The organism is Sodalis endosymbiont of Henestaris halophilus, assembly GCF_900161835.1.
Taxonomy (GTDB): Bacteria; Pseudomonadota; Gammaproteobacteria; order Enterobacterales; family Enterobacteriaceae.
In genome coordinates, this window is sequence record NZ_LT897836.1 from 301,669 (window position 1) to 317,565 (window position 15,897).

A 15,897-nucleotide genomic window follows, 5' to 3' on the forward strand; every position below is an offset into this window, starting at 1 on the left:
TTAATAGGAACTATTAAATTATTTTAACTTTTTAACTAGAGTTGTGTTAACAATTAGAATAGGTCATGTTTTGTTACGTTGAACCATAATAGCTTCTTGCATTATTATTACATCTTTGATAAAGGCTGCAATAATTAATAAACAAAACTATTTCACTGAAGCTATCTCACCGTTAACCTTCAAATTTACTACTACACCATAACTAGGCAATCATTATTTCAAGTGAATGACGCGAAATAACCTTTAATACACTTGATAAGTACTTCTCTTACCTCAAAATTGCATATTTTGATATAATAAAACTCATAACCACAATGATTTCTTAATAAACTAGCTATTATCTTAATAATAAAAATCGCACGTTAACGCCATCTACTATTAGTCCGAAATATGTACCTTGGTAACGGTTTTAGATTCAGCGACATCTTCCCATACATCTAGAATTTAATAACTTTTAGTACCAATTTCAGGAGGTTATTGAGACTGCAATTAGAGAGAATACTTTGCAACCTACCGATAAAATGATCGTCTTTTTAGTACGTCATAATATAAATAAGCTAAGCAGGGAGTTATTCCAATGAATGTAATAGCTAACATATCTTATAACTTTTATCATAATTATTTATCAATACGCATAACCATATTAAAACTATTATATTACTACCCATAATTAAGGAAAGTATACTTTCAGTAAAGTAACAAAATAAAGATAATGAATTTGAGCGAGCACAATATTTTATCAATACCTAATAAGTTAATAACTCTACACGCTAGAAATGCTCAAATAACTTATAAAATATAAAACTAATAATTTCATAAAATTAACAACGTTAGCAAAAAATAGTGTTAATAAATTATTCTGATTTATTTTATCTGAAAGTGTCTTAGCAGACTGCACTTCTCTTTCGGGGATCAACATTAATTTTATGTGCGTCAAAATGCAATGCAAGTTTGATAACAAGTAAATTATTTATATGATAATTGTGTTACTTGTAATAAAGTCATAAATCAAACACTTTATTACTATAATCATTATTCTCTGCTCAATTTACTAAGATAAGTCTTCTTGAAGTAAAAGATAAACAAAAATGTACACCATAACTATTGATAGCCAGTAACGTAGTACAAGCCGATAATATGGAGTGACATAGTATAATATGGCAAGATAAACTTAACGTGTTCCCCTCGCTCGTTGAGCAATTTATTCAAATTAACTATAGCAAATATTTTAGATAAACAAAATGTTCGCGCGAGCCTATCATAGTCACGCAAAGGACCTAACTAGTGCTTTAATGCTTGTGTTACTTAAATTCTTTGCAGTGTTGTATGTAATCATTCCATGACACCCCTAATCTTGCTAAAATACACATTTAACTCATTGCATTTCTTAGTGTTTTGTACTTATATGACGTTAATATAAAACTGTTAATTAGTTTTGTCTATTTAGAATAAAAAGTATTCTTTAATACCTAACGTTAGGTAAAATTTAAATTAATTAACAAAATTTTATTTACTTGATAATTTATTATGTAATACATAAAGAAGATAATCCTGGTTATTTTTATTTATGCAACTACCGAAAATTAATTTTTATAAATTAACTACATTAGTATCTTAATCGCAACAATATAGTATGCGTAACTTTCCTTTTGATATGCTAAAAGGTTTTATTTTAGAAACTAACTAATGCAATTTGTTTTTAGTTAGCTTTAAGTCATTCAGAGCTGTAAAGTAGCAAGATCATCTAGAATTAATCACATCCTGTAGATAAATGTTGTTAAAGTAATTAATTATTACGCTATGTTACTCCTGATAAACATTTATTATTTTAATTTAATTAAATTATGATTATATAAATGCTAGCTTTATATCAAAAAAACTGAAATCACCATCTATATTAGAATACTTTCTGGGGTTTTTAAGATTTAAATTTAAAATACTATTATTTAGCATTGCTTTATTAATATAAGTACAGTATTAATTACCAAATTACTTAACAACAAAATTATAAAAGGTAAAATACAATCAAAGAAAAATGGAAGTCATATTAGCTACCAATACAGTAAATCGTTATATAGTTGCTATCTTCAGTTAATAAACACTAACTAATGCGCCTCATTAAAATTATACTTTTATCAAAGTAATCAAATCAAAGACGAGTATTAACAATAAAAATAAAGCACCATAGCATTATCCTAAATAATTTTATAGAACATGTTAAATTGTATAAACTATCCGTGCGTTAGGTTAACTATTTAGTTTATTTATTGAATTTATTTAAATTATTAACGATATCACTTACCTGATATTTTATTGTATTTTCTACATTATAATATTTACTCTACGTTTAAAACAAAACTTGTATAAAATTCTGTCATAACTGTTAATCATCGTTATTATAACTATTTATAATCAGTTAAGGTAAGAAAGAAATGGTTATTAATTGACCTCGATGATAAAATAAAATATTTATAGTCTTCAAGTAATCTTCTAGTTATTTGATTTTATCTTTTCTGTAATGCAATTATTAGCGGTAGAACATCGCACTTAATTTATTTTTTATTTACTTTACTTACAACCATAAGATTGTAATTAATTTTAAATAAAACTCATTACTGTGCTATTCACAAAACAGTGACAGTTAATTATATTGATAATCACCAAAAAGTTACACTCATCTCAACTTTTATTTTAATTATAAAATAAATATACTTCTTAATTTACACCTGCAACAAAAGTGATTTAATTTTGCTATTAAAAACACGTGTATCGCATGCTTGAAATATAATTAACTTACCTTCCATTAAGGTAAACGTGATTTACTATCATTGCAAACAAAGATTAGAGACGGCATTAAGGTAAATATTGACTTAAGCACTATTGCTGTTGCTGATTGTTACTCTGTGAAAGGCAGAGCTAAAAACCAGGCACAGCTTTTTTAGAGGAGCTTAGTAGCGCTCTGTTGATGTTGAGGGAGTGCATTAAACAATACACCTGGCTTTTCATTATAAATGAAACTCTAATCCGCGTGTCGTCAAACCTTTTGCACCAAAAGACCTGATAGCGTTTTAGTAAAATTTAATACCTGTACACTTTCGTGTGTTACTTGAGTGTATTAAAGTCGATAATAAGTTATATCTTGAGTAAAACTATAGTAGTCTTGTCATTAGTACCTATCTTCTTCATCTTACTAAAGATGAATACTACCCAACTGTTATTCCAGAAGCGCCGTGCCAATTAACGTTGTAAATTATATAATAGTGCAACGACGCTGGACAATATTTATCAAACCACTAACATCATAGTTTATTTTCTCTCTCTAGAGCAATCACGCTATAAAACTAAATCACATAACTACATACTAATATAAATTATTTAACGGTTAACAACGAGTTTTTCTGAGTTGGTATCACTAAAAAACTCAATTGATAGGCGAACAAATTTAACACTCTCTAGGATGATATTGCATTCTGCACTTACTCGTTCATATGTTAGTAACATTACCGCATTAAATATAACTGAGGTATTACGGCCATTGTCGATTGACAGATGCCAATATTGCATTTAATGTGCTCTTGCATTCGTAATACCAGACCTTATACAACTAGCTATCGCAAAACCTTTCATCCACGTGCAGCTAATTAACGACTCATTACAACTACCGTGCGATATAAAGGTTAAAATTAATGCATGCTTATAAAACCTAGCGTGTCCATAGCTAGGTGTTCTCATTTTACCTCAATGTTCTTCATGAGACGTTAAACTGTAAGCTTATCGGTTTAGAGTAATACTCGACGCGATAGCTACTACAATACAAGTTTGTTACAGATATGCGCTTGAGTATTGTTCTCTCAGTTTGTTAACTGCATAAAATTATTAAGTGCAAAAACATCAAGAACACAGTAGCTTTTATATTAAATTATATTTAATTCGTTATTTCAAAATTAATATCTCTTTCTTCATCTTATTGAATTGAACCCATTAAGAGATAAAGAACAATCTTTAAACAGAAGCTATCCGCAAAAGAGTTAACCTACTTAAAAATAATAATTAAAGATTGATGTTTATAACTTTATTTTATAATTAGTGCGATGGCATGTAACATGCCAGTATAAATATTTTGAATTTACAATTATCATCAAATGCATTGCATCTTAGACCGTTATAAAGACTTTTAAATTAACATACAAATACCCTTTAAATTAAGTGATTTATTTTAAATATACCGCGATAAACGCGAAGCGGTACCGTGTCAGCACATATCTCAACCATTTGCACCGCTTATCTTTTTTTATTAGTAACGCAAAATTTTGTCGACCAAAATGGAAGCTACTAGCGTTAGCTAACATAATCTGATATGTTGCCGGTATGTAAAAAGTAACAATGACTATTCACTTTTCCTTCTCCAGCTCAAAGGGCGATAAATGCTTTCTCCCGCTATTTTAATTAAGGATAGGTAAGTAAATTACACAACCCCTTATTTCTGATTGGCAAACGCTGGTGCGGCACGACTACGATAAATTAGAAATTAGCGCTAGTCTTAAAAAATATGTATTTCTCGCGATACTGACCAGAAGTATCATGGCGTGATACAGTTAAGACTGTTAAAGAAATCAACGTTTGAGAAAGCTGGTTGGGATTTCGTACACGGGAGAGCAAAATCTTAACATGCGTTACGCAAAGACATACCGTAGTCACGACTGGGAACAATATTATTTTATCGGCGGTTTAACCACCGATAAATGCGCCCACGAGATACAGGTGTGTATTTACAAAGTAGCCTGCACAGAAAAACTAGCCAGCCGTCTAAAGACACATCACGAGGAAGACCAACGGTCGAGTTTAACGGGAACTTATGATCAAAAAAATCACTGAAATGCTCGCAGCACGTGAAACACTATATTAAAAAACGACAGATTACATCTTAGATGCTAGTAAACCGCTGTAAGACTTAGTATATGCCTTGTTGCAACAGTCTTATCCCAACACTACGAATTAAGTTTGTGGAGTCTCATAAAGACACATTGATCTTATGTGATAAGATTGGGTGTGACTTACTTCTACTAACAAGACTAAACATCTTGTTTTTATGCAATTTGAATAAGTTAATAAACACTCAGTTATTAAGTCAGAATAAGGTAAAGTAAATATTGCAATCCAACCTACCTCTATGAGAAGCTCGTATCACCAGAAAACAGAAGTAGCCAGACAGTAATTATGAAACCAGCTGTAAATTACATACCGTTTAATCACCTTCTCATTAAACACCACACTTAAACAAGAAAATCTCAATGCCAAAGATCGTGACGAAGATAAAAACAAAAGTTACTCACAGCGGAATTTCGAATCCCGACTGCTATCTGGCATCGCACACAGCAATTTTGTTAATGTTAGAGTTAAAAAATGTATGTTACATATACCATTGATATGACCAGATCAGTCATACATTAACTAATGTTGATGCATATATTTTCCGCAATTAATTGCCATTAATACAATTATTAATTTGTTTTAAATTAAAAAACTATTTCTTATGAAAGTTTAAAACGTAAAGCGTGAATATAAAGAGAAATGCGGTAAAATATTATTTTGACGACCCAGCAAGGTCGATAAATAATAAAATTAGACGGCTTTTAATTTTAAATTAAAAACATAATGTTATCCAAATAGATAAAACAATATGCTGATGGCGTATTAATGTTGTTCTCTCAATCTGGCACAAATGCACTGATAGCAAACCCATCATTCAGAAAAAATTTATAGTCCATATTATACATTTATGGAATATGATTTTTCAGCTATTTATTAATCATTTCATAAAGAAATAACAGGAGATTAGATACGCGCGGGATATTCTTAATATTCATTACATGGTTAACCATTTATAGGTGTTCTTTTTAACTATTATGTGCCCCGCCGGCGGTCTATATATTAAATAACTATTTGTCAGGCATTAACAAGACGACCAATAAGGCGTTACTAACTATTTCAGCAGGAGAAATAGTAGCGTCGTTTGTTATAGCAACAGAGCATCACACTATGTGAGTACAAACTTAATTAGTATGAAATTGACTGCCAGCCTCCTAGAACAATTGTAGTTAGTGCATCAGCAACACTAGATAAGGGTTATAATAAGATTTTGTTTACACCTTGAGTGTAAAAAGGAAAAATGGCAGTTATAGTCTTCTTCCATTAGCTATATTTTATAGATAACCATCTCCCAAGTTTGAGTATGCTGATCGGCAGCAGTGTATCACCTTGCTGATAAATTTGCTGTAAATCATTTTTACATATTTTATCCTGGTAAACATCCCCCAAATTATGCAGCAGCAGTTCATTGGAAGCATAATTTTAAGCGCTTTGACTGTAAATTGCAGCGCAGTTTCGTGCTCGATTGCATGCTTATGATATTTCGGCCAAATACCATTTATAGGCAGTCGTTTCTGTGCAGTTTGAAACTTAGATCATAGATCCAGCAATCAACCTCCTACTGCTTCGATTGTGTGATTTATTATATCATTTAGTTAAATGTCTTTTAATAATATAAAGCTGTTTACTGTTAGTATGTCGTATGTTTATCATATGAAAGTTATCAGATACGTTATCAGAAAAATTGCTAAGCATAAATGCGAACAAATGCATGTTTTTAGAAGGGATAATTCAGAATGGCAATGAGCGGTTTTTATCAAACGGTCAACGCCGTTGATAGATCGCGTAATAGACGATACGCGTGATTTTTTACTTAACTACGGGCAATCTTTTCAACGAGTTGGATTACTGTTATCTAAATTGTATTGTTCTTGCGGGTGCAAGAATTTCTGCGGGCATATAACAAACGACAGATAAGCACGCTTATCCAAAACAAGCGGTAGATTTTCTATCTGAAGATAAACAACACTATAAATGACAAAGTCAAATACTTACCCAACCGATGACACTGGTTTCAATATTGAAATTATTAGTCTAACAAACATATAATCCTCCCCCCAAAAAAAAGGGCCTTTAAGCAACGCCAATTAACACGCATAGCAGGATGCACAGTAACTTGAATATAACTTATTTTACGATATGATATAAGTTGCGGAATGATTCAGTAAATTTAATACCTAGGTCTGTTGCATTAGTTGCTACAGCAGTGGCTGACAAACATATAATTACACAAGTTCATGGAAAGATCATCCTAATCTAATAAATGAAGCTAGCTCAAGAGAATAAAATTCTCCCATTCACAATGTCAAAATAAATGAGCACTTACTTAGAAAAGTAATCTCTAAATACTTCGAGTAATTTTCATGCTTTGATAATGTAGCACTAGCCTAGGAAGCAAAAATAATAGAAATGCAAAAGCTAATATTTGCCTGATTGTAGCCCTCCCCACCTGTATGCGGTACCGATAATTAAATCGTTTATAAATGGATGCCGATTTTGCTAAGATTTTTACCTTTACTTCTTGCATTGACTTACGTTCATGCAGCGCTGACGTTATTAATAGGAGATCCAGTCTTTGTTATTATTTGTCATTTAAAGCTGATCTGCTTGGCTAGTCAGCTAGTTCAGTTTGCTAAGATAGCGCCTAACACATTATGTAGCTTACGCATAATAACTTATTAACATCCTCAATAATTACGCTGCGCCTATCTTGATCACGCTGGGATCTTTGTTTAAGCCTGACTAAAATGAATGTGTTTTAGCAACACAACGGCAGTACGATAGCTCGGTAGCTACACCATTTTTGTTTGACCTTTTACCTTAAATTTATCAATTGCAGTAGTTACGTATTAGTTTTAGTCCGGATGTGCTGTTGGTTTATTTTTTTGGTTCTCTTCAAGTCCAACATCCTGTACTAGGTACACCTGTGATGTCCAGGTGAAGTAATGTGTTTGTTTTTTTAGTACTCGTAACAGATCATGTTATTGACATTGGATCTGTTACTTCTGATTTAATGCCTTTAATCTTACCTGTAGGTACGCACTAGATCTCTTGTTTATGCATTTTGCCTGGCACCTTACGCTGGAGATGTAGATGTTAAGTGCACAATCTACAGCACAATATGGCAATGATGAAGGCCCGTACCACGACGTGTAAACGAAAGTATAGGGGGATAAAAATCGTTGTCGCCGTAAAGCAAGATAAAAACATGCAGGTTATATACGTTTCCTAAACGCACATTCAGCAAGATTGTTGAAGTAGTGTGTACCGTAATATTGAATTGTCTTATAAAATTTAGAACATAATGCTTATCTATTATATTATTATTTACTATGTTAAATATGAGGCGATATCAGGCTTTCTCACATTAGGTGGGCAAGCATTTAAACGTTAGATATTAACACTATTCGTATTGCCGCTATCATACTATCGTTGATAGTATACAAGTATTAAAGTATAGCATTTTTTGTAACATTCACTCTTGATCAATAACCCATGATTAGCGTATAGCTGATCAGCCTTCACATTTGCTCACCCTACTCTGCAATCAAATGTATCAGGTTGCTTAGCCAGAGCTATTGGTAATAGTTATTTGTAAGACACGCTGGCACGAATCTTATTACGGCTCTTCCCCTACGCAGTTGCTACGCATAATCAGTGCTCGCTTTTATCGATAAGTACCAGTACAGATAAAAGCGGATAAAATCCTTATCAGTTTTTTCATAGTCTGGGATAGCAATCCCACTACTCGGCAAAACTTACTTAAATAATTAAACAGCGCGATATACGCCGTCTTATAGTTACAATTTAGCCGGCTACAATTGAAGAAATAATGCACTATATATTACCAAATATCGTTAAACACATGTTGTAATCCGATAAAAACGACTCATAACCGGAAGGCAGTTTTAGTGGTGAGATATTTCAAAAGAATCCAACCGAGCGTTGAAAACGGGCATAAAATTACTCAATGGTAAATACCACACGAGTTTGCAGCGCTGCTACCTTGTTCGCCCAGTTTTGTTCAATTACCACTTGAGAAAAATCTAATAACGACAGTGTCGTACTCCGTTCGGCGAACTCACCACAACCCTGCAGCCTTATTTCCTCGCCGTCAAATAAGGCACAAATACAGATAGAAACAACTGGCTGCAATACGCGTGCAAGTATGCCTTCATGCAAACTCACAAAAGCCGTGCACGGATCATCTAGATTGCACAGAACGCAAGTCCCTAAACCATCTAAAAACGAAGTTGTTAAAGTACTGCATCAAAAAGACAGCAATATCGGCACAATGTACTAGAAAAAACATTTAATATCCTCATAAATAATTTATCATTTCCGGGTTTCATTCATAGCTAATAAATCATCATTAAACCACAAAATAATTATAAGCCACTAATATCATACCTCCAAATATGCATGATGAAGCAACAATGCATCAAGGTAAGAACCAACATGCTTTCTTGTTAAAAACAACCATCAGGGAGCTGCCGGGTAGCGATTCTAAGAAATTTATTGCATGTACATTACCAATTTGGTTATTTATATGTCATTTTAACATCGATCGTAAAAAATTTCAGTTTTTGATAATAACTAAGATAGATGTAAATCAAGGCTTAATAAATTAACGTTAGCAAAAGTGCTTTACTCGGTAAATATCTTGATTTTCTTACGGCCAATTAATATTATTCTATTAATTATGTTTGTAGCTTTTACTCGCATATAATGCCAGTAGTATTAAGCAGTTGGGTAAAATAAAAAGTTTTTTAACATTGGAATAATCAAGCGAAACATTTTGTACTGTTACATACAAACGTTGAAACACAGGTTAGACACAATTAACCATCTTCGGGTGGATCGAGCATTGGCAGACATTGGGCTAAATTTTCAACACGTATATATTATGCTGCCAACTTTACTACATATTCACCATCCGATGCTTCCTGGTTATCTAGACGGTCATGTACCTCACGGCATCTGTTTTTATTCGCTTAATAAAACACAACGATCCTGGCTTCATGACATCGGCTACTACCCTAGCGAGGGGGTGTCGGCGCCAGATAACGGCGAGCGGCAGCCGATCACCGGCGTTTACTCAATGGGTAGCACTTCTTCTATCGGCCAGAACGCTAATTCCGATCTTGACATATGGGTGTGTCACCAGTCCTGGCTGGACAACAAAGAACGCACCCACTTGCAGAGCAAGTGTCACTTATTAGAGCAGTGGGCAGCGCGCCAAGAAGTAAACGTCAATTTTTTCTTGATAGATGAAAATCGTTTTAGGCATAATGCCCGTGCCAATTTTGGTGGGAAGGCCTGCGGTTCCACCCAACATATCTTATTATTGAATGAATTTTATAGCACCGCGGTGCGCATGGGCGGTAAACGCATCCTATGGAACATGGTGCCAGGCGATAAAGAAGATTATTACGATGAATATGTTCTATCACTGTACGCTAGCGGTGCACTGACGCCAAACGAGTGGCTAGATTTAGGAGGTCTACGCACCATTTCCGCGGAAGAGTATGCTAACGCTAGCTTGTGGCAGTTGCATAAAAACATCGACTCGCCTTACAAGGCGGTGCTAAAAACTCTACTTCTAGAAGCTTATTCTTGGGAATATCCTCAGACCGAACTGCTAGCCATGAAAATTAAGCAGAAACTGCATGACGGCAAAATAGTATCTTTCGGCCTTGATCCCTACTGCATGATGCTAGAAAGGGTGACTTACTACCTGACACAGATAAACGATATGACCCGGCTAAATATAGTGCACTGCTGCTTCTATATAAAAGTATGCGAAAAATTATCGCAAGAAACAGCCGCCGCCGGCTGGCGACGGGAAATTTTAACTAAACTAGTAAAGAGTTGGGGTTGGGATAAGGAGCAACTAAAAATATTGGACGATCGCGCTAACTGGAAAATAGAAAAGGTGTGCAAAGCACATAACGAGTTGCTAGACGCGATGGTACATTGTTACAACAATCTGATCCGGTTAGGACGCCGCAACAACTTGGACGTTAGCGCTAATCTAAAAGATATCGGCGTGCTAACCCAAAAGCTATATACGGTATTCGAGGTGCCTCCTAGTAAAAGCAGCATGCTGCTGAATCCACAGATCTCACCAGATCTGACATAACCGCAATATGATATTGTTCGCACACGCACCTCAAGGCCGTGTTCAACGCATTGACTAGTATTTGTACAATCTAATCTCCGGCAATAAATTTTATTATCAGCCACCAACCACTGTAAAATATAATTATTATATTAATCAACTGGTGTTGTGTAGTTAGTTATTTTAGCTAACTGTTCACTGACTAGATTAAAGTTTTACTAAAAGCAACGATATTCGCGATTACACTACACTACATGAACTGATATCGACAATCTATTTTACCTTTTATTACAGTTGGCTGCACTGCCCGCCAACGTGCTTCTAGCCAAGTGAAATTTATGATCTAGCGATCATATCAATATGGAAGAATCCAACCACATGACATGATGTAACCAAGTGATAAATTCTGATACCCTCAAACTAAATGTTTTAACTTATGCCAGCAGCAACTGTGTCTAGTAGACAAAATTGATTTGCTATATCGAAACTTGTGGAATGAAATGGACACTCCACATTTTAAGATCATGCAGTCTATACTGGAAGTATTCCAAACTATTCTTAGCAAAATGCATCAAAACACCCCCAGATACGGTAGAAATGTTTTATGTTTTATTATAGCTCATGCTCAAGCTAAATTATCCGCACTAAAATACAAGCAATTAATTTCAGAATATATTGAGCTACATCCATACAGAATCCGTAAGAATACAGCGTTTTCAAATCGGTAAGCTAAGAAGAGGTGAGGAAAACCTAAAAGTTGTCTTTTGAGCGCTAAACGCTTAGATATGCAAACCTGAAAACGCGGTGAAGATTTACGATTTATTTTCCGCAATAAACTTTATGGACTATTCATCCATACCGAGATCGAGAAGATCAATTTACCGCCGGTCGTAGACTAGTTTGTTAGCACAGATATTATTATGTTCTTTTTGAAAACAATACTACTGACAAAATATTTAATATCTATCTTTTGATGAAATCAATCGGGTTAAATAATCTTGATTAAAAAAGAAGCAAAAGATGAACTAATTATCGACATCATATGATTATACTCTACTGCCCACAATCGTTTCACCTTTGGCTTTTATTTTCATTAATTTTTATTTGTCTCGGTTTTATTAAGCTATTTAATCTTAATTGCTGTATTAAGATCGGATAGTTCCGACGCAGCACGCTATCCTATTTTGTACGGCTATCCAGTTTGAAAATAGCGATCCTCCGCTGGCAAAAAAAAACGCGCAGCAACTTAATTTACCGATGAGCACGCAGTCTATGCGCACATCTTATGTACTGTGTAACACCACTTCAACACGACAATGATTCTTGATGAACTTATATATTCACTGCGATAATAAGGAGCTAAATAAAATGAATAAAACGGAATAATAAAAGTAACATGAAAAGCAAATCGCACAAAATAGCGTTGATGTTAATGCTGATGGGAATATGCAGCTGTGGCCTGAAAGGCCCACTGTATTTTCCGAAGGCAGAAAACAAGGATACAAGCGAACAAAAGCATGAACAATCCTCGCCCCCCCCAGTATGTGTAACCCAGTTTACGAGATATTTTGCCTTCTAATAAGATAACAGCAAAAAATGCCGCATCGGAATCGAGACAAAACAATCGTAATTGCGCAGAATGTATTTTGTCAACAAGAGTGCTGTGTTGCATTATAGTATATACTAAGTGGGAGTGGAATATGAAGTTTTCTAAAATGCACGGCCTGGGTAACGACTTTATGGTCGTGGATGCAGTGACACAAAATGTTTATTTCTCACCTGAAATAATTCGTCGTCTATCAAACCGACGTTGTGGCGTGGGGTTTGATCAGCTCTTGGTGGTGGAACCGCCCTATGACCCAAAACTGGATTTTTATTATCGTATTTTTAACGCGGACGGCAGCGAAGTAGCGCAATGTAGCAATGGAGCCCGCTGTTTTGCTCGTTTTGTGCGCATGAAGAATCTAACAAAAAAAAACGATATTCACATCAGTACCAAGACGGTACGTATGATACTGACCGTCACCGATGACGATATGGTGCGTGTCAATGTTGGTGAGCCAATTTTTGATCCACAGCAGATACCATTTTGCGCCGCTAAAACTGAAAAAAACTATCTGATTCGCGTGGCGGAACAAAAGGTGATGTGCGGCGTAGTGTCTGTTGGTAATCCACATTGCGTGATTGTCGTGGACAGCATTGAAAACGCTCCAGTTTTAATGCTCGGACCGATACTTGAGAGTCATGAGCTTTTTCCAGAACGAGCCAACATCGGTTTCATGCAAGTGTTAAACCGCGAACATATACGACTGAGGGTATATGAACGCGGGGCTGGTGAAACCCAGGCCTGCGGCAGCGGGGCTTGTGCTGCTGTCGCAGTGGGAATCTTGCAGGGCCTACTAGCCGAACAAGTGCAAGTAGAACTTCCTGGCGGCCTTATCTTCATCAGCTGGCGCGGACCAGGTCATCCGTTGTATATGAACGGGCCAGCCACCCATATATATGATGGATTTATTTATCTATGAGCATAGTTAATGAACAGACGTGCGAGACGCAAGAGCGGACGACAAACAACCTTTGCATCTAAAAGATGCGCGTTTGCGTCTCCCCATGATATAAGAACTGTGGCGCCAGCAAATTGCACACACCTAAAATCAGAAGACAACATAATTTACTTGATATAACAAAAGAACATAAATAAACTGATGTATTAACGTTTGCTGAGACTGTGCAATTTAGCATCGGCACACTGCCGTATCTGTCGGTAAAAAGCTCATTAATCGCCTGCAAACGGACTCAGTAAAACTCAAAATGGGACTAAGCGCTTAAAACCAATCTACAGTTTCATTTAGAGCGACCACCAATGGTAGTTGAGCGCTCTATTTTAAATTCACGCATTTTATCGCCGATACGCCGCGCGATCGAATAGCTGCGAATCCACAACGTATCTGATAAGGAATCCTTATCTCAGCAAATTTAACGGTCTAAAATTATTGATACTATCCCCCACAAGTTAGATAGTTAGGATCCGTCACCATATCGTTAACTTTAAGATATCGGTTCATTCGTAATGATGATGTTGTACTAACCATGAAAGTCTAGTATTACCCAGACTAAATTGGTGATAAGGTGATGTTATTACAGCAGTTGACCACGGTATTACCTAGCCTGCTGAAACAACCAGGTAATACACTACTAACATAACTAACAATAGCTCTTTACTGCGGATACAGAGGTGTGAATATGCTTCCCTACATTATCTACCATCTAATATAAGAAACAAAACGCCAAAACACAGAAAAATTATTATACACGACTACTATCGTTTATCATTACCATGGACAGCTCGAAGTAAAGTTAAATTTGGCTTGCTGGCCAAGAGAGTGACAAATGCCAGAAGATGCAGCTAACATAAGTTATATGTGCTACGGCTTTTATGTTGAATAGTTTCCTGACTAATTAAGCAAATAATCAATTATATTAATAGCAAACCTGGCACCAGATTTTTTCGTTACACCACGACTGACATCTACTAAGACACATGATTCACATCATCGATATGCTTACATTTAGCGATCGTAAAATACTTGATGTAATGCATAGTTGTAAACTATAAAGCTGGCGTAGCTAATTGGTTTCAATTGCGCCAAACTTGATCTTGGCGACGACAAAGTACAGATGATAAGCAAAAGCAAGAGACAGCCTACACTAACTTTTATTGTAGTTATCACATTGGCTTAGCTAATAAAAGCTAACCAAGGCAATGCGTACATTTACACCAAGGTGAGATGCATTGTTTATCGCGGAATCATAACACATGTCTTTGCTTAACTTGTAGAAAAATAATTCTGATATATGGCGCTAAGCAGAAGATTAATAGTTACATTCCTAGCTACATAAGCTACGCTACTTCTACTATTATTAGTCATAAGACAACAGCGCGCAGTGTGAAAGCTGCATAATCATGCTAACTTTAACACAAGGTCCACACAAATCTATACTTATCTTGATTTCTCGCCTCTGACATCGTTGTAATATGTCATGCACCCACAAGCAACCGGGGAAAACCTTGATGTATTTTTATCGACCTCTTCGAGCGCTTAGCGCGTTAACCTTTGATCTTGATGATACGCTGTACGATAATCGAACAGTAATAGCCCGTACTGAAGAAGAGTCAGTGAGGTTTCTACAAAATTACCACCCAGCACTACGCAAACTGAAACAAGATGATTATCAGCAATTGCGCCATGAATTGCGTCATAGCGAACCGGATATATACCACGATGTGAGTTATTGGCGCTGGCGCGCGATCAAACTAGCGATGCGTAACGCTGGGCTCAGCGAACACGAGGCACGGGTCGGTGCCGATGCAGCCATGCAAGTAGTTATGCACTGGCGCAGTCAAATAGACGTGCCAGCGGAAACCCATAGCACATTAGCGGCCCTAAGCGCCCGATTGCCATTGGTGGCAATAACCAATGGTAATGCTTCCCCAGAGGCCTGTGGTCTAGCCAGATATTTTTGCTATATTTTGCGTGCCGGCCCCGACGGGCGTGCCAAGCCATTGCAAGACATGTATCAACTGGCGGTGACACGGCTTAATTTACCTCCCAATAGTATTCTGCATGTAGGCGACGATTTAGAAGCGGATATCAACGGTGCCATTCGATACGGGATGCAAGCCTGTTGGATCAACAATCGTGGCGGTAATTTCGCTACTGCAACTAATGCACGCCTCTTGCCACATTTAGAAATTTCGCGGTTGGCATGCCTGACGGCCTTGTTATAATCAACATGTCATTAAAATAAATGGCGAGTATTTTGCTGTCACTTAATTGTGGCATTCA

General features: G+C 35.9%; 5 protein-coding genes and 1 pseudogene. 5 read left to right on the forward strand and 1 reads right to left on the reverse strand.

The window, feature by feature from the left end:
• The first annotated feature begins 4,668 nt into the window (after positions 1-4,668).
• On the forward strand, positions 4,669-4,875 hold the full coding sequence (locus tag HBA_RS00670) for a hypothetical protein (RefSeq protein WP_097032141.1): 207 nt from the start codon (positions 4,669-4,671) through the stop codon (positions 4,873-4,875).
• A 4,017-nt stretch (positions 4,876-8,892) separates the two neighbouring features.
• Here the strand turns inward: HBA_RS00670 and HBA_RS00675 are convergent.
• Complete coding sequence (locus HBA_RS00675) at positions 8,893-9,117, reverse strand: hypothetical protein (protein ID WP_097032142.1); 225 nt, start codon at positions 9,115-9,117, stop codon at positions 8,893-8,895.
• Between the two features lie 610 nt (positions 9,118-9,727).
• On the opposite strand from HBA_RS00675, the pseudogene HBA_RS03425 reads away from it, so the two are divergent.
• The 4 genes and pseudogenes from HBA_RS03425 to yigB all read left to right on the forward strand — a co-directional run.
• Positions 9,728-11,733 (forward strand): annotated as a pseudogene (locus HBA_RS03425) (class I adenylate cyclase); the annotation flags it as partial.
• Positions 11,734-12,446: 713 nt separating this feature from the next.
• Positions 12,447-12,629 (forward strand): LPS translocon maturation chaperone LptM, encoded by a 183-nt coding sequence (gene lptM / locus HBA_RS03435; protein ID WP_157774237.1) that lies wholly within the window; start codon positions 12,447-12,449, stop codon positions 12,627-12,629.
• Between the two features lie 121 nt (positions 12,630-12,750).
• Entirely contained in the window at positions 12,751-13,575 is an 825-nt protein-coding gene (dapF, locus tag HBA_RS00690) for a diaminopimelate epimerase (RefSeq protein WP_097032144.1), read from the forward strand.
• Positions 13,576-15,122: 1,547 nt separating this feature from the next.
• Positions 15,123-15,839 (forward strand): 5-amino-6-(5-phospho-D-ribitylamino)uracil phosphatase YigB, encoded by a 717-nt coding sequence (gene yigB, locus HBA_RS00695; protein WP_097032145.1) that lies wholly within the window; start codon positions 15,123-15,125, stop codon positions 15,837-15,839.
• Positions 15,840-15,897: the final 58 nt, after the last annotated feature.